At 70.5% G+C, this 15,103-nt stretch carries 15 protein-coding genes; 7 read left to right on the top strand and 8 right to left on the bottom strand.

The annotated features are described in order from the left end of the window. Window positions 1-6: 6 nt before the first annotated feature. The 3 genes from ACX80W_RS00520 to ACX80W_RS00510 all read right to left on the bottom strand — a co-directional run bounded on the left by ACX80W_RS00520 (window position 7) and on the right by ACX80W_RS00510 (window position 3,290). Window positions 7-1,017 (bottom strand): FecCD family ABC transporter permease, encoded by a 1,011-nt coding sequence (locus ACX80W_RS00520; RefSeq protein WP_459280172.1) that lies wholly within the window; start codon window positions 1,015-1,017, stop codon window positions 7-9. Window positions 1,018-1,040: 23 nt separating this feature from the next. Beyond that, window positions 1,041-2,084, bottom strand: coding sequence for a FecCD family ABC transporter permease (locus tag ACX80W_RS00515; protein WP_459279440.1), 1,044 nt, complete (start codon window positions 2,082-2,084; stop codon window positions 1,041-1,043). Window positions 2,085-2,195: 111 nt separating this feature from the next. Beyond that, on the bottom strand, window positions 2,196-3,290 hold the full coding sequence (locus ACX80W_RS00510; RefSeq protein ID WP_459279438.1) for a YihY/virulence factor BrkB family protein: 1,095 nt from the start codon (window positions 3,288-3,290) through the stop codon (window positions 2,196-2,198). Between the two features lie 148 nt (window positions 3,291-3,438). Here ACX80W_RS00510 and ACX80W_RS00505 point away from each other — a divergent pair, with 148 nt between their 5' ends. Continuing rightward, window positions 3,439-4,512 (top strand): NAD-dependent epimerase/dehydratase family protein, encoded by a 1,074-nt coding sequence (locus tag ACX80W_RS00505; protein ID WP_459279436.1) that lies wholly within the window; start codon window positions 3,439-3,441, stop codon window positions 4,510-4,512. Here the strand turns inward: ACX80W_RS00505 and ACX80W_RS00500 are convergent. Continuing rightward, complete coding sequence (locus ACX80W_RS00500; protein ID WP_459279434.1) at window positions 4,509-6,593, bottom strand: sensor histidine kinase; 2,085 nt, start codon at window positions 6,591-6,593, stop codon at window positions 4,509-4,511. The genes ACX80W_RS00505 and ACX80W_RS00500 overlap by 4 nt on opposite strands. Before the next feature lie 67 nt (window positions 6,594-6,660). Further along, window positions 6,661-7,482, bottom strand: coding sequence for a CPBP family glutamic-type intramembrane protease (locus ACX80W_RS00495; RefSeq protein WP_459279432.1), 822 nt, complete (start codon window positions 7,480-7,482; stop codon window positions 6,661-6,663). A gap of 102 nt (window positions 7,483-7,584) precedes the next feature. On the opposite strand from ACX80W_RS00495, the gene ACX80W_RS00490 reads away from it, so the two are divergent. The 5 genes from ACX80W_RS00490 to ACX80W_RS00470 all read left to right on the top strand — a co-directional run bounded on the left by ACX80W_RS00490 (window position 7,585) and on the right by ACX80W_RS00470 (window position 11,201). Further along, window positions 7,585-8,955 (top strand): dihydrolipoyl dehydrogenase family protein, encoded by a 1,371-nt coding sequence (locus ACX80W_RS00490; protein WP_459279430.1) that lies wholly within the window; start codon window positions 7,585-7,587, stop codon window positions 8,953-8,955. Window positions 8,956-9,072: 117 nt separating this feature from the next. After that, on the top strand, window positions 9,073-9,345 hold the full coding sequence (locus tag ACX80W_RS00485; RefSeq protein WP_459279428.1) for a hypothetical protein: 273 nt from the start codon (window positions 9,073-9,075) through the stop codon (window positions 9,343-9,345). 71 nt (window positions 9,346-9,416) lie between these two features. Next, window positions 9,417-9,647: a DUF6480 family protein gene (locus ACX80W_RS00480; protein WP_459279426.1), complete on the top strand. Its 231-nt coding sequence runs from the start codon at window positions 9,417-9,419 to the stop codon at window positions 9,645-9,647. Between the two features lie 118 nt (window positions 9,648-9,765). Further along, window positions 9,766-10,815, top strand: a complete 1,050-nt coding sequence (locus ACX80W_RS00475; protein WP_459279424.1) for an iron-siderophore ABC transporter substrate-binding protein — start codon at window positions 9,766-9,768, stop codon at window positions 10,813-10,815. A gap of 80 nt (window positions 10,816-10,895) precedes the next feature. Further along, window positions 10,896-11,201: a PRC-barrel domain-containing protein gene (locus tag ACX80W_RS00470; protein WP_459279422.1), complete on the top strand. Its 306-nt coding sequence runs from the start codon at window positions 10,896-10,898 to the stop codon at window positions 11,199-11,201. Window positions 11,202-11,213: 12 nt separating this feature from the next. Here the strand turns inward: ACX80W_RS00470 and ACX80W_RS00465 are convergent, their stop codons facing one another. Both ACX80W_RS00465 and ACX80W_RS00460 read right to left on the bottom strand, forming a co-directional pair. Continuing rightward, complete coding sequence (locus ACX80W_RS00465; protein WP_459279420.1) at window positions 11,214-11,645, bottom strand: ChaB family protein; 432 nt, start codon at window positions 11,643-11,645, stop codon at window positions 11,214-11,216. A gap of 26 nt (window positions 11,646-11,671) precedes the next feature. Further along, entirely contained in the window at window positions 11,672-12,652 is a 981-nt protein-coding gene (locus tag ACX80W_RS00460; protein ID WP_459279418.1) for an ATP-grasp domain-containing protein, read from the bottom strand. Between the two features lie 101 nt (window positions 12,653-12,753). Here ACX80W_RS00460 and ACX80W_RS00455 point away from each other — a divergent pair, with 101 nt between their 5' ends. Then, window positions 12,754-14,397, top strand: a complete 1,644-nt coding sequence (locus ACX80W_RS00455) for an ABC-F family ATP-binding cassette domain-containing protein (RefSeq protein ID WP_459279416.1) — start codon at window positions 12,754-12,756, stop codon at window positions 14,395-14,397. A gap of 131 nt (window positions 14,398-14,528) precedes the next feature. Here ACX80W_RS00455 and ACX80W_RS00450 read toward each other — a convergent pair whose 3' ends face one another. Further along, on the bottom strand, window positions 14,529-15,083 hold the full coding sequence (locus ACX80W_RS00450) for an AMIN-like domain-containing (lipo)protein (protein WP_459279414.1): 555 nt from the start codon (window positions 15,081-15,083) through the stop codon (window positions 14,529-14,531). Window positions 15,084-15,103 lie beyond the last annotated feature (20 nt).

The raw sequence follows: 15,103 nt of genomic DNA, 5'->3' as shown, positions 1-15,103 counted from the left end.
GAAATGTCAGCCTCCCTGGCCGGATCGGTTCACGGATATCAGCAGCCAGAGCAGGACCGGCGCCCCGAGGGCCCCGGTGAGGACTCCCACGGGAAGCGAGGTGCCCGGGATCAGGTTGGCGGCGGCGAAGTCGGCCGCCAGCACCAGGACGGCGCCGACGAGGCCGGCGAGGCCCACCGAGGGCGGTCCGCCGACCAGGCGCCGGGCGATGGGCCCGGAGAGGAACGCAACGGCGGCCACCGGGCCGGCCGCGGCGGTCGAGACGGCGGCGAGGCAGACGCCGGTGAGGATCAGGGCCGCCCGTGAGGCCTCGACCCGCACGCCAAGCCCGGCGGCGGCGTCGTCGCCGAGCTCGAGGAGCTGCAGGATGCGCGCGAGCACAAGGGCGGCGGGGACGAGGAGCGCGAGCGCACCGGCGAGCAGGGCCGCCCGGTCCCACGTGCTCGAGTTCAGGGACCCGTTGAGCCAGACCAGGGCCTGGGCCGCCGTGCGCAGATCCGCCCGGGTCAGGAGGAAGTTCACCAGGGCGTGCATCACGGCGGCGAAGGCAATGCCGACAAGGATCAGCCGGTAGCCTCCGACGCCGCCGCGCCGGGCGGTGAGGTAGATGGCGGCGGCCACGACCAGGGCGCCGGCCACGGCGGCGAAGGACACCGCCGCCCCGGAGGCTCCGAAGAGGACGATGGCGGTGACCGCGCTGGCGCTGGCCCCGTAGCTGATGCCGATGACGTCCGGGCTGGCCAGGGGGTTGCGCAGCATCGTCTGGAAGATCATCCCGGCCATGCCGAAGCCGATCCCCACGAGGACGGCGGTGAGCGCGCGCGGCAGCTTGTTCTCGAGGACGATGAAGCTGGCCCCGGGAATCTGCGCCCCACCGAGGATGCGCAGGAGATCGGGCACCGTGACCGTGTAGGAGCCCAGGAGCACCGATACCGCGAAGAGGACCACGACCGCCAGCGCCAGCAGGCCGGCCCGTACCCCCCGTGCCCGGCGGCGGGCGGTGCGCCCGGCGGCCAGGGCGACGGCGGGAGCGGGGGCGCTCACAGGGCCGCCGCCTTCCGGCTGCGGATCAGCACCAGGAAGACGGGTGCCCCAACGACCGCTGTCATGATGCCCACCTGGATTTCCCCCGGCGGAAGCAGGATCCGCCCCAGGATGTCGGCGCCCAGGAGGAGCACCGGGCCCAGGACCGCGGAGAAGGGCAGCACCCACCGGTAATCGGAGCCGATCATCAGCCGGACGAGGTGCGGGACGACGAGGCCCACGAAGGCGATCGGGCCGGCCACGGCGGTCGCCGCTCCGCACAGGACCACGACGCCGAGCGCCACGCCCGCCCGGGTGAGGGCCACCCGCTGGCCAAGGCCGCGGGCGACGTCGTCGCCGAGGGCGAGCGCGTTGAGCAGCCGCCCGGCGCAGAGGATCAGGCCCAGCCCGGCCGCCAGGAACGGCGCCGCAGTACCGAGCACGTCCCAGCCGCGGCCGGAGAGTGTGCCGACCTGCCAGAACCGGAACCGGTCGAGGGTTTCCTGCTGGGTGACGAGGACGGCGTTGGTCAGGCTGCCCAGGCCGCCGGCCAGGACCGCTCCGGCGAGGGCGAGCTTGACGGGGGTCGCCCCCTCGCGGCCCAGCGCGGCGACCGCGTAGACGGCAGCGGCGGCGGCTGCGGCGCCGGCGAAGGCGAACCAGAGGTACCCGGCGGGCCCGCTGATGCCCACGAGGTGGATTCCTACGACCACCGCGAGGGCGGCGCCGGCATTGATGCCAAGGATGCCCGGGTCGGCGAGGGGATTGCGCGCCACGCCCTGCATGGCGGCACCGGCGGCGGCGAGCGCGGCCCCCACCGCCAGTCCGGCGGCCGTGCGCGGGACCCGGGACGCCAGCACGGCGTGATCGCCGTTGGCGGGGTCGAAGGCCGTGGCCGCCTGCAGGAAGGTGTCAAGCCCGAGGGGGCGGGCGCCAAGGGTAAGGGAGGCAACACAGGCCAGGCCGAGGGCGGTGAGGGCCACGAGGAGCCCCAGCGTCCTTCCACCCCGCCCGGCAGCGGTGGGAATGCCGTTCGGCAGCGCGAGCTGTCGCACTGCCATTCGGGTTCCTCCTCAGCCGCGGTATCGGTCTGAGGTAAGGCTAGCCTACGCCGGCGGGGATTAGGAAACGGCGTCGTGCCCTAATCCCCGCCGGTACGGGGCCGTGCCGGCCTACCGGCGGGAGGATTCGCGCCCGTACTTGTCGCGGAGCTCGCGCCCGTCGTTGACCAGTTTCAGCGTCTTCTCTTCCTTCTTGTCGGTGGCCTTGGTGTCCCGCGGCGGGAGCTGGATCGTGTCCTCGGCCTCGATGCCCGCCTGCAGCTGGCGCCCGCGTTCGACCTCGGCGTCGAATTCGGCGCCGAAGAGCAGTGAGAGGTTGGCGATCCAGAGCCACAGCAGCAGCACGATCACACCGGCGATGGCGCCGTAGGTCTTGTTGTAGTTGCCGAAGTTCGCCACGTAGAAGGAGAAGCCCGCGGTGGTCAGCGCCAGGACGATCAGGGCGATGAACGCGCCCATGCTCATCCAGCGGAACTTGGGCTGCCTCACGTTGGGGGCGCCGTAGTACAGGATGGCGATCATGATGACGGCGAAGGCCACCATCACGGGCCACTTGGCGATGTTCCAGATGGCCAAGGCGGTCGACCCGAGCCCGATCGTGTTGCCGACGGCCTCGGCCACGGGGCCGGACAGCACGAGCATCAGGGCCAGCGCGACGATGAGGATCAGCACCGTGACGGTGATGGCGAGCATGATGGGGCGCAGCTTCCAGAACGGGCGGCCCTCCTGCACCTCGTACACGCGGTTCATGGCGCGGGCGAAGGCGCCCACGTACCCGGAGGCCGACCAGATGGCGCCGAGGATACCGACGACCAGGGTGAGCCCCGCCGCATTGGAGGAGGTCAGCTGGGCGATGACCGGTTCGATGGTCGCCATCGCCTGGCCCGGTGCGAAGCGTTCGACCAGGCTCAGGACCTGGTCGGTGGTGGCCTCGGCCTGGCCGAAGACGCCCAGCAGGGAGACGAGGGCGAGGATGGCCGGGAAGATCGAGAGCACTGCGTAGTAGGTGAGCGCCGCAGCGAGGTCGGTGCACTGGTCCTTGCTGAATTCGCTTAACGTGCGCTTGAAGATGTACCCCCAGGCCGGTTTGGCGAGGTCCGTTGGGTCGTCCGGCTTGCGTGAATCGTCAGGGTCGGGGGCGTTCTGCGCCTTGAGGCGGGTCGCCTCCTCCTGGGTTCCCGCCTCGGATGCGTTCTTGCTGCTCACTGCTACCTCCACCTACGTTCCTGGCTGCAGACGGACGGCTCACCGCCGCTGCACTGTCTCCCCTAAACTGCACCATAAGCTTACTTACTAGTCCAGTTGGATGAACAGCCACTACGGTGTAATGAAGCGACGAGAAGGAGCGGTCCCCATGCGTATTGCCGTCATTGGAGCCACCGGAAATGTTGGCACCGCCGTGCTGCGGCGGCTCCACCGGGCGGCATCGGACCGCGCGGCCGCAGGAAACTCCGACCCCGTGTCCATCGTGGGCATCGCCCGGCGCCGGCCCGACGATTCCGTCCCGCCCTACCGCGGCGTCGAGTGGCACACCCTTGACGTCGGCACCGAGGAGGGCAGCGGCCGGCTGGCCGGCGCGCTCGACGGCGTCGACGCCGTGATCCACCTGGCCTGGGCCATCCAGCCGAACCGGAACGAAGCCCTGCTGCACCGGACGAATGTGCTGGGGACCGAGAACGCGCTGCGGGCCGCCGGGGAGGCCGGCGTGCGGCAGTTCGTCTGCGCTTCCTCGGTGGGAGCCTACTCCCCCGCCGACAAGTCGGTGCGCAGGGACGAATCCTGGCCCACCGGCGGGATCACCACCTCGCACTACAGCCGGCACAAGGCGGAGCAGGAGCGGTTGCTGGACCGCTTCGAACTGAACTTCCCGGAGATCCCGGTGGCCCGGCTGCGTCCAGGCCTGATCTTCCAGTCCGGGGCCGGCAGCGAGATCGGCCGGTACTTCCTCGGCCCGCTCATTCCGAAGGTCTTCCTCGGCCGGGTCGCGCCACCGGTCGTCCCCATCCCGGACCGGCTGGTGTTCCAGGCGGTCCACGCGGACGACGTCGCCGACGCCTACTGGCGGGTCGTTGAGCGGCGGGCCTCGGGTGCCTTCAACATCGCGGCGGAACCCGAACTCACCCCCGCCCGCGTGGGTGGACTCCTGGGCGCCCGGCGCGTGCTGAACATCCCGGTGGCCGTGCTGCGGGCGGCCGTGGGAGTGAGCTGGTCCCTCGGCGTGCAGCGGACGGACGCGGGCTGGGTGGATATGGCGGCGCAGGCCCCGGTGATGAGCACGGACCGGGCGGCAGCGCTGCTGGGCTGGCGGGCCGGGCACTCCTCGGTGGAGGCGATGGCCTCGGTCCTCGCGGGGATGCGCAGCGGCCGGGGCCATTCCGGGTCGCCGGCGCTGTATCCCCGGAGCGGGCGGGCCCCGGCGGACGGCTAGGGCGCAGGGCTGGGCCGCACCGCCGCGGCCGGGACCGGCGAGCCGGTGGCCGCGGCCCGGACAGCGGCGGGCAGCTGCTCCGGGACCGCAGGGAAGGTGGCGACGAAGGCGGCGCCGCCGGCGGGCGGGCGTTCGACTCCGATGGTGCCGCCATGGGCTTCAACGATCCTGCGGCAGATGGCCAGGCCAAGCCCGGTGCCCGGGGCGCGGGACGCGCCGTTGACCGACCGGTGGAACTCGGTGAAGATCTTTTCCCGGTCCTCCGGCGGCACCCCGATGCCGTTATCCGCCACCCGGAGGCGGGTCCAGCCGGTGTCCGGGTCCTCCTCCGAGGTCACCTCCACCACCGCCGTACCGTCGGTGGGCCCGTACTTCACCGCGTTGCCGATGAGGTTTTCCATCAGCTGGGTGAACAGGCGCGGATCGGCGTAGACGTCGCGGCGCAGGTCGAGCCGGAATTCCACCGGCGGGGTGGTCGAGGGCAGGGAGGTGCGCAGGTCGAGGATTCCGGAGACGACGGCGTTCACGTCGACCGGTGCGGGGGCGAGCTTGTCGGCCTTGGCCAGGCTGTAGTTGAGCAGGGCCCGGATCTGGGTGCCCATGCGGAGGCTGGCCCGGCTCAGGCGCCGGACGATGCTCGCGCGTTCCCCGCTGGTGAGGTCCCCGTCCTCGAGGATCTCAAGCCACCCGTCGAAGACGGTCAGCGGGGTGAGCAGGTCGTGGGCCACCACCGAGGCGAACCGGGCCAGGTCCTGCTGGTGCCGCCGCTCCACCGTGACGTTGTGGAAGACGATCACCGCCCCCTGTCCGGCCGGCAGCGGCACGGCGTCGACCGAAAGGTGGAGCACCTTTCCCTCCGGCAGGTGGAGGTCGACGCTTTCGCGCTCCACGGTCTCCCCCGCCAGGGCACGGTTGAGCGGAAGTTCCTCCTCGGCCAGGGGCACCCCGGCCGTCGTGCGGAAATCGTAGCGCGCCGTCCAGGGCACATCCGAGCGCAGCCGGGTCTCGCCGACCCAGCGGGCTCCGGCCGTGTTGTGGACGAGAACCGCGCCGGAGGCGTCGACGGCGATGACGCCGTCGTACATCTTCTCGATCACGACGTCGCGGAGCTGGGTCGCGGCCTGCGCCTCCCGGTGCGCCTCGGAGAGGTCGGCGATGAGGCGCAGCCGCTCCTCCCCGTTGAGGGCCAGGACCACCGAAACCGAAAACGCGACGAAGGTGAACGCCTGGGCCAGATAGGCCGCGGTGTCCGGCGGCAGGCTTTCGAAGGGGCCGCGGCCCGAAATGGTCAACGCCACGAGGAGGGTTCCACTGGCCAGGCCGTGGGCCATGGCCCAGCCGGTGGTCAGGCGCAGGCCGGCCCAGATGTTGGCGGGAAGGGTAATGAAGGCGATCGGCAGCGGATTCGAGGCCCCGAAACTGAAGAAGTAGAGCAGCACGGTGGTTCCGGCCAGGGCCGCGTACTCGATCCAGCGGCGGGTGGAGTGCCGGGCGGGAGGCGGTCCCGGCACGGTCCGGGTCGCGACCATGGCGAGGCTTCCGATGGCAACGAGGGATACGGCGTTGCGGACCACCCAGGGCAGGAAGCCCTGGAGAATGATGCCCGCCCCCGCCGCGAAGGCTCCCGCCGTAATCACCGCGCCTCCGGCCGCCGCGGCGACGACCGCCGCCGCGGCGAGCCACATGTACTCCCCCACGGTCTGCTGGGTGCGGGTTGGGACGAACCGAGTGAAGAGGAACACCGCGGCCAGGGCCTGCACGGGGTTGCCCACCCCGGTGATCAGGGCGACCTCCGGATCCAGGCCTGTGAGCGCGTTGAGCAGGGCCGTCAGCAGGAAGATGCCCGCCAGGGCCACCACGACGCCGGCACGGCGCGGCCAGGCCCACAGCACCCAGAGGAACCCCACCCCGGCCGCGGGCCAGGCGAGTGCGTAGCCGCTGGACTCGAGCTGGGTGCCCCTGCCGACGTAGACGGCCGCCACAAGGGCGGCCGCGAAGAGCGCGTGCAGGACCAACGGAGGCAGCACCGCCATCCGCTGCACGGGCCCTTTGGCCTGCCCTTCCCGCACGCGATCCTCCATGATCCTTTTGCCGCCGGCCGGCTCGGGCCGGCGGCCCGGTGGCATCCAGCCTAGCCGCTGGGCGCGGTCAGTACAGGAAGATGGGGAACAACCAGCGGTTGTGGGCGTGGAGCAGCACCAGGAACAGGACGAAGTCGAAGAGGAGGTGGACGCTGACGATGTAGGAGAGCGACTTGGTGCGCGCGAAGATCCAGCCCTGGATCACGGCGAAGGGGTAGATCAGGAAGGGGCCCCACGCGTGGAAGCCGAGGTCCCACAGGAAGGAGGTGAAGACCACCGCCTGCAGCAGGTTGGCCTGCCACTCCGGCAGGTGCCGGCGCAGCAGTGTGAAGACCGTGCAGATGAAGAAGAGCTCGTCCCAGATGCCGAGGACGTTGGTGCCCAGGAACAGCCGAAAGATGTCATCGCCGTCGCTGGCTGCCGGCCAGTTCCGGTACACCCCGGTCGGGATCATGTACACGGGCAGGATCAGGTAGCCGATGACGACCACCGCGGCGAGGTACCACCGCTCGGTCCGCGACCACTTCGAGCCGGTCAGGACCGGAAACCGGATGGCGTGGTCCCGGAACACCCACCGGGAAATGGCGTAGGGCAGCCCGACGGCCAGGACCATCGCGGTCCCCATGACGGCCATGTGGCCGATGCTGATGTCGGTCGTGATCGGGACTGTGCTGATGATCGTGATGCCCAGGGCCACGAGGCCGAGGTCTCTCAGCAGGGTGCGGCCGATCAGGGCGGCGGCCGCGAGCGCCGCGGCCAGCAGGAGGTAGCCGGCCACCCGGTGTTCGAGGGCGAAGAGAACGAACCCCGACAGGACCGCCGCGCCCGTCGGGATCAGGTTCAGCGCCGAGTGCCGGACGATCGGTTCGGCCGTCGTGGAGGTGCGCACACCATGAGCGTACTCCCGGCGCCCGCGGGAGTCATGGCTTGAGGTGTGCGGCGATCCGCGACAGGATGACGGGATACCCGCCGCCCACCCAGGGAGTGCTTCATGGACACCACCTACGACGTGCTCGTCATCGGGGCGGGTCCGGCCGGCATGGCCGCCGCCGTGCGCGCCGCCGAACTTGGCGCACGCACCGCGGTGGTCGAGCGTGCGGCCCTCGGCGGAACCTGCGTGAACTCCGGCTGCGTTCCCACCCGCGTCCTGGCCAAGACCGCCCGGCTGTTCCGCGAGGTGCGCACGGCCCACGACTACGGCATCGTCGTCGCCGAGCCCAGGGTGGACTGGCCCACCACGGTGGACAGGGTCCGCTCAACGGTCGAGCGGGTCCTCGCCGCCAAGGGGTACCCGGCGCTGATCGACCGCCTTGGGATCGACCTGCTCGTGGGGGACGCCTCCTTCATCGACGGGCACACCGTCGCCATCGGCGACCGGCTCGTCAGTGCCGGGTCGATCATCCTCTGCGTCGGGGGCAGTGCGCGGCGCCTGCCCATCCCGGGCGCCGAGGCCGCGGTCCTTCCCCACGAGGTGCTCTCGATGGCGGAACTGCCCCGGAGTGTGGCGGTGATCGGCGGCGGCCACACCGGAGCCCAGCTCACGACCATCTTCAACGCCCTCGGCTCGCAGGTCCTGCTGCTCGATGTGGCCCCGCGCATCCTCATGACGGAGGACGCCGATGTCTCGGCGGCGGTCACCGGCGGTTTCCGGGCCCGCGGCGTCCGGGTGGAAACGGGCATCGACGGAATCGATGCGATCCGCCCCGCGGACGGCGCACTGACGCTGGCCTGGCGCAGCGGTGGGCGGAGCCTGGAGTTTCCCGCCGGCGCCGTCGTGATGGCGGCGGGGTGGCCGGCGAACCTTGAGGGGCTGAACCTCGACGCGGCCTCCGTCACCGCCACCCGCACCGCCGTGCCGGTCGATGACTACCTCCGCTCGAACGTGCCGCACATCTTCGTGGCCGGAGACGCCAACGGCACAAGCATGCTCGTGCAGGCCGCCGTGTTCGAAGGAGAGACGGCGGCGGAGAACGCGGTGCTGGGGGCGAACCGCACCACACCGCACCACCTGCTGCCCGAGGGCGGGTTCACCGACCCCGACTATGCGGGGGTGGGCCTCACCGAGGCCCAGGCTCGGGCACGCGATCCCGAATGCCACGCCGTCGTTCTTCCCTATGCGGCCGTTGAGCGCCCGATCATCGACGACCGCGAGCAGGGCTTCCTCAAGCTGGTGACCGACCGGCACCGGGAGCTCATCCTCGGAGCGCACTCCGTCGGGGAGAACGCCGTGGAGGTGATCCAGGCCGTCGCCTCGGCGATGGCCGCGGGCACCGACCTCGCGACGCTCGCGAGGGTGAAGTTTGCCTATCCGACCTACAGCGCCGCGATCGGCCAGGCCGCCCGTGCCGCCCTGCGTGCCTGACCCGGCGCTTCTTGGCAACCCTTTGGAGTTCGAACGCCCCGGGGTGCCCGCTGATAAAATGGAACCGCCTCTCCACGGAAGGAAGGCACCGTTCTCCACCTCCGGATCAGGAGCGACATGAACACCACCGGCAGGAAATTCACAGCCACCGAGGAATCGACGAGCAAACATCCCCAGGACTGGGGACGGGCCATGGCCGTGGCGATCTGCCGCCTGGGGGATATGGCGCGGGACGCCGGGGACGAGTTCGAACACGAGGCGCTCCTGGGCGAGGACCTCCACCTCTTCGTCACGGAAACCCTGGACGGCGTCAACATCACCATGTCCTGGACCCCGAAGCGGGAAGCGCGGAAGGACCGCACGGAGGAACCCGCCCAGCCCGCCGGCTGAAATCCTCAGTAGACTTATCTTTAGCGGGTAGGCTGAAGGTAACCACCCGCTGGCCGACCCGGAGGAACAAGATGTCCGCAGCGAATCCCGACCCGCAGGACGACAACCTCACCGGCCTTGAGCCGGGCGGTGGAGTACCCCCCGGGGAAACCCCTCCCGGCGAGGCGAGCACCGCCGCCCAGCAGGGCCATGGGGAGGGCGCGCCCTCGAAGGCGTTCCCGGCGATCTGGCTGGCCGTTATCGGCGTCGTCGTCGTGCTGTTCCTGCTGCTGATCGTTGGCCGCATCGTCGGCATGTTCTGACCAGTCCGGACGATACCGCCGACCCGGAACGTTTTTCGTAACAACACTATGCTTAGGCTAGCCTTACTTCTGTCCTGATCGAAAGACCCTTCGGGTCACCAAGAAGTCAAGGAGCCCCATGGCCCCCTTCCGCACGCGTGCCCTCCTCGCGGCCGCTGCCGTCCTGTCCGTCTCGGCCTGCTCCACCGGCCCCGCCTCCGGAGGGTCGACGGGTTCGGGGGGCAACGAGGCAGGGGCGGCGGATTCCTTCCCCGTCACCATCGAGCACGCCTTCGGCGAGACCGTACTGACGGAAAAGCCCGAGCGGGTGGCGACAGTTTCCTGGGTCAACGCGGACGTGTCCCTTGCCCTTGGGGTGGTTCCGGTGGGAATGCCCACCGACACCTATGGCGGGAACGATAAGGGCTCGACTCCCTGGAAGGACGCCAAGCTCGAGGAGCTGGGTGCCCCGCTCGGCAGCGGCGACGCCCCCGTCCAGTACTCGGAGGACGACGGCCTGCCCTTCGATGACATCGCCGCCACGGACCCGGACGTGATCCTTGCCGCCTACTCCGGGCTCTCGCAGGAGGATTATGACACCTTGAGCGACATTGCCCCGGTCGTGGCTTACCCCGAGACCGCCTACGGCACGGCGTGGCAGGACTCGACCCGCCTGGTGGGAGAGGCGTTGGGCCTTGCCGACAAGGCCGAGGACCTCGTCGCCGACACCGAAAAGGCCATCGACGACGCCGCCGCGGACTACCCGCAGCTCGACGGCAAGAGCTTCATCTACGGGACCCTCGACCCCGCCGGAGCCGATCCGGTGAGCGTCTACACCGCGAACGACAACCGCCCCCGCTTCCTGACCTCGCTCGGCATGAAGGAGGCCGAAGTGGTCACCGGCGCCTCCGAGGGGTCGGAGGAATTCTTCATCCCGTGGTCCGCCGAGCGGGCGAACGAACTCGAATCCGATGTCTTCGTCACCTGGGTGCCGGATGAGGCCACGAAGGAGGCCATCGCCACCGACCCGCTGCTCGGACAAATTCCCGCGGTGAAGAAGGGTGCGCTCGTGGCCGACAGCGACAACACCCTCACCCTGTCGATCTCGGCGGCCAGCCCCCTGAGCCTGCCCTGGGCGCTCGAGGAGTTCCTGCCGCTGCTGGGCGAGGCGGCCGACAACGCGGGCTGAGGGGTTCGAGCCCCGGCCGGGATGGGCCATTGCCCATCCCGGCGATGTGGGCTGAAATGGTAAAAACGAACGGAGCAGCCATGGCCCAGCAGGACATCAATGAACTCCAGGACGCGACGGCGTGGGACAGCGAGGGCACCAAGCTCGGTGCCGTCAACGAGGTCCACCTCGAAAGGTCCACCGGGGCGCCGGGCTGGGTCACCGTCTCGCTGGGGCTGATGAACACCCGGGAGCACTTCGTTCCGCTGGCGGGTTCGCGCTTCGAGGGAAGCGACCTCCACCTCGGATGGACCCGCGACACCATCAGCGACGCCCCGGAGGTCGCAAGCGACAAGGAGCTTTCCGCCGAGGAGGAGCGGCTGCTGGGCGACTACTACGGCTTGTAACGCCCGCCCGTCCTACCGGGCCTCCGCCTCGCGGGCCCTGCGGGTGGATACGTCGTTGGCTTTCTGGAGTGCCTCCACCAGTTCGTCCTTGGTCATCCGCGACCGTCCCGGCACCCCGAGCCGCTTCGCCAGCTCGTAGAGGTGCGCCTTGGATGCGTTGGCGTCCACCCCGCCGGCCGTATCGCGGGTGGAGTCGGCACCGCCCTCGGCCCGGGCGTCGGAGGGGCCTTTGTGCTCCTTCGGTTCCCAGTGGTCGCCAACCTTCTCATGGGTGTGCTTCAGCGCCGCGAACGCGGTGCGGTGGGCGCGCTCGCCCTCCCCGTACTGCTCCTCGGCCGATTCCAGGGTCCCGGCGAAAGTTGCCTGGGCGGCCCCGCCCGAGCGCTGCAGCGTGCTGGGCAGTTCGTCCTTCCGAACCTTGCGTTTTCCCTTGCCTTTTGCCATCGATTTCCCCTTTCGAATGGACGAACTCATGCCCCGGCGGGAACCGGCTGCCGCTCCGGATCGGCGAGGCCGGCGAGATAGCGGACAAGCTCCCGCGGGGCCGAGACCGGCGCCTGGGCTTCCACCACGGCGTTGTAATTGGTGTTCGTGTTCACGTCGTAGGTCACCGTCCGCCCGTCCACGGTCTCGATGAACTCGATGCCGCACACCTCTATGTTGGTACGCCGGGCGAAGTCCGCGTACCTGGCGAGGATCGGATGGTCGAATCCGTCCCGCAGGGAAAACAGCTGCTGGCCGGGTTCGGGGGCGATGGTGGCCCCCGGCGGCAGAACCGGCCGTCCCGTCACCGGATCGATGGCGCAGGCATCGGCGGGGCAGAGCTGGAACCCACCGCGCGCGGTGTCGGCCTTAATGGCGTAGAGAAAGCGCCCGCCGACGAACTCGGCGCGGGTGATGAAGGGCTCGGCGGCCTGCAGGTACTCCTGCACCAGGGTGATCCCGTCCTCGGGCTCCTCGAAATCCACCGATCCGACGTACCCGGCCAGCTCGTCATGCGAGTCGAACTTCCGCACCCCCAGGCCCTTGCCGCCCTGGTTGTGCTTGAGGATGAACGGCGCACCGAACGCCTGCGCCGCTTCGAGGATGCGGTGCCGCCCGACGGCCGCCACCGTCCGGGGCGTGTCGATCCCGGCGGCCCGGAGCGCCGTGAGCTGGTCCACCTTGCTCATCTCCAGTTCGAGCACCCGCCGCCCGTTGACGGTCCGCCGGCCGGCGGCCTCGAGCCAGGCCAGCACCGCCCGGGCATAGTCCTTGGAGAGGCCATGGCCGCGGGTGTGGGCCGAGGCGCTGATCCGCGACCAGAAAATCCCCTCCGGCGGCACGGCGCCGAGGTCCAGGGCCCCGTCGGTGAGCATCCACTCCACCACCTCGACGCCCTCCTGCTCGAACGCCCGGGCGAAGGGCGGAAACCAGTCCGGATTCTCATGAAGTGCATAGATGGTTTTCATGGGTCCCCTCCGCAGCGTCGGTGATTGAGGCTCCGCCCATCCTAGCCCGGCACCGCCTGCGGCGGGCGGGGCGGGAGTGCCGGCCCTCCTAGACTGGAGCCATGACTGCAACACTCGTGGCCAAGTCCCTCACCGGCGGCCACGGCCACCGGATCCTGTTCACCGGCCTCAACCTCACGGTGTCCCCGGGCGACGTCGTCGGGGTGGTCGGCGCGAACGGCGCGGGGAAGTCGACGCTGCTGCGCCTCCTGGCCGGCGCCGACGCTCCCGCCTCCGGTTCGGTGCGGACCGCGCCCGCCGACGCCTTCGTGGGCTGGCTCCCGCAGGAGCACGAGCGGATCGCAGGGGAGACGGTCGCCGCCTACCTGGCCCGCAGGACCGGGGCCACCGCCGCGACGGCCGCCATGGAGCACGCGGCCGAGGCCCTGGGGTCCGGAACCCGGCTCGCGGAGGACACCTACGCCGCGGCACTCGACCACTGGCTCGCCTCCGGTGCCGCCGACCTTGACGAACGCATCCCTCCGGTGCTGGCCGACCTTGCGGTGGGCGTCACCCCGGACGCCCTCATGACGGCCCTGTCGGGTGGTCAGCTCGCCCGCGTCGCCCTGGCCGCGCTCCTGCTCAGCCGCTTCGATCTGGTGCTGCTCGATGAACCAACGAACGACCTCGACCTCGACGGACTCGCCCGGCTCGAGTCGTTCATCCAGAACCTCCGCGGCGGCGTGGTGCTGGTCTCCCACGACCGCGAGTTCCTGGCCCGCTGCGTCACGACGGTGGTGGAACTCGACCTGGCCCAGGGCAAGGTGGCGGTGTACGACGGCGGGTACGACGCCTTCCTCGAGGAGCGGGCGGTCGCCCGGCGCCACGCCCGGGAGGCATACGAGGAATTCGCCGACCGGAAGTCGGACCTCCTGGCCCGGGCGAGGACCCAGCGGGAGTGGAGCTCCCAGGGCGTGCGGAACGCGATGAAGAAAAACCCCGACAACGACAAGATCCGCCGCCGGGCCAGCATGGAGTCCTCCGAAAAGCAGGCGCAGAAGGTGCGGCAGATGGAGTCGCGGATCGCCCGCCTCGATGAGGTCGAGGAACCCCGCAAGGAGTGGCAGCTGCAGTTCAGCATCGGCTCGGCACCCCGGTCCAGCTCGGTGGCGGCCACGCTGAACCGGGCGGCCGTCCACCGCGGCGGCTTCACGCTCGGCCCGGTGTCCCTCCAGGTCAACGCGGGCGAGCGCATCGGCATCACGGGCCCCAACGGCGCCGGGAAGTCGACGCTCCTGCGCCTCCTGCTCGGCCATGAGGCCCCGGCCGAGGGCACGGCGGCCCTCGGGGCGAGCGTGGCCGTCGGCGAGATCGACCAGGCCCGCGGCCAGCTGGAGGAAGAGACTCCGCTGGGGGACGCGTTCGAGCGCCTGGTGCCGCAGCTGAGCCAGGCCGAGGTGCGCACCCTTCTCGCGAAGTTCGGCCTGAAGGCCGACCAGACCGGCGCCCGCGTGGGCTCACTGTCACCGGGCGAGCGCACCCGGGCGGGGCTTGCCCTGCTCCAGGCCCGCGGGGTAAACCTCCTGGTTCTCGACGAACCGACGAACCACCTCGACCTTCCCGCCATCGAACAGCTCGAACAGGCGCTTGAGGGCTACACCGGCGCGCTGCTCCTGGTGTCGCACGACCGCAGGCTGCTGGAGAATGTCCGCCTCGACACCCGATGGGAGGTCGAGGGCGGCCAGGTGCGGATCCGGCCCGCCTGAGCCGGACCCTGCGCGTCGAAAACATGAAGGTGCCCTCCACCGCGCGGTGGAGGGCACCGTGCCCGGGCAGTTTGGAATCCGCCGGGCCGGTCCGGCCGGAGGCGGGTCACCGCCCCGGCCGGACGGCGGGGCTACCACCGGTGGGCGACGTCGACCACGAGCCGTGAGCCGGTCCCCGGCGTGTCAAGGGCAAACACCCGGTAGGGCAGCCGGGCGCGCACGCCCAGCCCGAAGGTGGTCTCCCCTTCGAAACTGCCCACGTAGGCGATCTGCCGGAAGGTGCTGTACCCGGCCGTGTTCACCACGTCACTGCGGTTGGTTGGCCGGTAGGTTGCATTTCCCCGGGCGTCATAGGCAGGGGCCATGACGCGGATCGAGAGGTCCGCCGCACCGCGGAGCGGTACGTGCGCACCGGACCCGGGCGCGTGGACGCTCCGGGCATAGCGGACGTGGTAGCCGACCCGCTCCCCCCGCAGGTCGATCACCATCCGGTCGAAGCAGGCGTGCCGGCCGGCCCGCACGTCGGTGATCGGCGCCGTCCGGTGGACCGGAGCCGCCTTGGGCTGTGAGCCCCAGGTGATGCCGCAGTATGCGGCCGAAGCCGGCCCGGGAGCCGCGATCCCCAGCCCCGCCGCGAGCGCAAGAACTGCGAGCGCGGAGGACGATTTCTTCTTGAGATTATTCATTACACACCATCTAAGGTTGC

Source organism: Arthrobacter melezitosi (assembly GCF_054511055.1).
This window is presented reverse-complemented; position numbering and strand designations above follow the sequence as displayed.

Bases quoted from the DNA above. Each gene is read 5' to 3' on its own strand.
- ACX80W_RS00485 (WP_459279428.1), top strand. From the start codon at position 9,073: ATGAACACCACCGGCAGGAAATTCACAGCCACCGAGGAATCGACGAGC.
- ACX80W_RS00450 (WP_459279414.1), bottom strand. From the start codon at position 15,083: ATGAATAATCTCAAGAAGAAATCGTCCTCCGCGCTCGCAGTTCTTGCG.
- ACX80W_RS00470 (WP_459279422.1), top strand. From the start codon at position 10,896: ATGGCCCAGCAGGACATCAATGAACTCCAGGACGCGACGGCGTGGGAC.
- ACX80W_RS00465 (WP_459279420.1), bottom strand. From the start codon at position 11,645: ATGGCAAAAGGCAAGGGAAAACGCAAGGTTCGGAAGGACGAACTGCCC.
- ACX80W_RS00455 (WP_459279416.1), top strand. From the start codon at position 12,754: ATGACTGCAACACTCGTGGCCAAGTCCCTCACCGGCGGCCACGGCCAC.
- ACX80W_RS00490 (WP_459279430.1), top strand. From the start codon at position 7,585: ATGGACACCACCTACGACGTGCTCGTCATCGGGGCGGGTCCGGCCGGC.
- ACX80W_RS00515 (WP_459279440.1), bottom strand. From the start codon at position 2,084: ATGGCAGTGCGACAGCTCGCGCTGCCGAACGGCATTCCCACCGCTGCC.
- ACX80W_RS00475 (WP_459279424.1), top strand. From the start codon at position 9,766: ATGGCCCCCTTCCGCACGCGTGCCCTCCTCGCGGCCGCTGCCGTCCTG.
- ACX80W_RS00505 (WP_459279436.1), top strand. From the start codon at position 3,439: ATGCGTATTGCCGTCATTGGAGCCACCGGAAATGTTGGCACCGCCGTG.
- ACX80W_RS00460 (WP_459279418.1), bottom strand. From the start codon at position 12,652: ATGAAAACCATCTATGCACTTCATGAGAATCCGGACTGGTTTCCGCCC.
- ACX80W_RS00480 (WP_459279426.1), top strand. From the start codon at position 9,417: ATGTCCGCAGCGAATCCCGACCCGCAGGACGACAACCTCACCGGCCTT.
- ACX80W_RS00500 (WP_459279434.1), bottom strand. From the start codon at position 6,593: ATGGAGGATCGCGTGCGGGAAGGGCAGGCCAAAGGGCCCGTGCAGCGG.